This is a genomic window from Shewanella litoralis, from assembly GCF_009828585.1.
In the GTDB taxonomy this organism is placed as follows: Bacteria; Pseudomonadota; Gammaproteobacteria; order Enterobacterales; family Shewanellaceae; genus Shewanella; species Shewanella litoralis.
In genome coordinates this window covers 1-1,492 of record NZ_WSRZ01000059.1, presented here as the reverse complement: position 1 = coordinate 1,492, position 1,492 = coordinate 1, and the positions used below count along the sequence as shown (strand labels likewise).

Annotated in this window: 2 protein-coding genes; one reads left to right on the top strand and one right to left on the bottom strand. The window is 42.0% G+C overall.

The window, feature by feature from the left end; all coding sequences use genetic code 11:
• Nucleotides 1-16 precede the first annotated feature (16 nt).
• Nucleotides 17-1,141: an IS630 family transposase gene (locus GQA99_RS20060; protein WP_160056979.1), complete on the bottom strand. Its 1,125-nt coding sequence runs from the start codon at nucleotides 1,139-1,141 to the stop codon at nucleotides 17-19.
• Between the two features lie 52 nt (nucleotides 1,142-1,193).
• Between GQA99_RS20060 and GQA99_RS20055 the strand changes: the two genes are divergently transcribed.
• Nucleotides 1,194-1,457: a LexA family protein gene (locus GQA99_RS20055; RefSeq protein ID WP_189386266.1), complete on the top strand. Its 264-nt coding sequence runs from the start codon at nucleotides 1,194-1,196 to the stop codon at nucleotides 1,455-1,457.
• Nucleotides 1,458-1,492: the final 35 nt, after the last annotated feature.

Genomic DNA, 1,492 nt, shown 5'->3' with positions numbered 1-1,492 from the left:
CTAGTACTAATTCCATTTAATTCTGACTGTTTAAAAGTTTATAAGCTCGGTTGAGTTTCAACCGAGCGTTATCTACATCAAACATCCACTTAATACGTGCATGCTCGCTATTTCTGCCGTTTTCCCAAGCCGTAAGCGAAAGTCGTAGATCATCCCAAGTGGCGATTCGTCTATCCAAACATTGTCTGTTCATCACGCCAATCTCAATTTCTACCATATTCAACCAACTGGCATGTTTTGGGGTGTAGTGAAATTCAATTTTCTTCAAGATACGTCTAGCTTCTTCTGCTCGATAAGCTTTGTATAAAGAACCGGCGGTGTGCGTTATATAGTTGTCTAAAACCACGTGAATTTTATCCGCATTAGGATAATGAATATCAACCAAATCCCGCATACACGCTGCAAAGTCCTCTCGTGTTTTGGTTGCAGTTGCTTTAGCATGCCGCCAGCCTCGGTGCCTGTCGTACATCAGATAGATATTGGCCACATCTTCACGCCGGTATTCGTAATCATCTTTAGCTAAGTGCCCTGGTGAAGCTAATTTTGGTGGTTTTACATGTGACACGAGTTGTTTCATTGCTTCATCAAAGTTAACTACAGGATGTTTTTCATCTGCAGGCATTGCATAAATTTCCAGCACCTCCTCCATCTGCGCAATGAAGTCGCTGTTTAACTCGCCAATACACCACATCTTCTTTTGCCATGGTTTTAATTCATTGTGTTTCAGTCTTTGACGGACCGTTTCTAGCGATATGCTTTCTAGTTCTGTCAGCGTAATTAATTTGTCTGCGATGAGCGCTAATGTCCAGCGAGCGCGGCCATCTGGTGGCTCGCTACAAGCAATGCTGATCAATTTAGCATCTTCATTGGCAGAGAGTAATTTGGGTTGCCCTGTTCGTTTCCCTTCAGAGAGTGCAGCATCGAATCCGTCTTCAACGAACCGTTTTTTTGTTCGGTAAATCGTTGAGGTACTGGTATTAAGTAGCTCAACGATGTTTTTATCACTGTGTTTATGTTCGTTTGCAAGCAACAGAATATTGGCTCGTTTCAACAAGCGAGCATTGTGCATGCCTTTACTTAGTAAAGTCTTTAAGGTGTGTATTTCTTCCTGGGTCAACTCTACAAGGTAAGTGATATTCATGGCATGATACTCTCAACTATCAAAGACGATAATTGATCACAAAGCCTTGAGAATGTCGATCCCCACAGAGAAAAAAATTAATCCAGCATTTAGCGTGAAGCAAGGCCAATACCTCGCTTTTATTTATTATTACAGCAAAGTGAACGGTTATCCGCCAGCTCAGGCAGATATCCAGAAGTACTTTGGTGTTTCAGCACCTACGGTTCATCAGACAATTTTGAAGTTAGAAACAGACGAATTGATCAGCCGAACCCCGAGAGAAAGTCGTTCTTTGAAGGTGTTAATAAAGCCCGATGAGCTACCGCTGGAATGGTAGCTCAATCGATCAAAATTAAATTGAAACGGTACTAG

Excerpts from the sequence above, each read along its gene's own strand:
- GQA99_RS20060 (WP_160056979.1), bottom strand. The coding sequence starts at position 1,141 with ATGAATATCACTTACCTTGTAGAGTTGACCCAGGAAGAAATACACACC.
- GQA99_RS20055 (WP_189386266.1), top strand. The coding sequence starts at position 1,194 with ATGTCGATCCCCACAGAGAAAAAAATTAATCCAGCATTTAGCGTGAAG.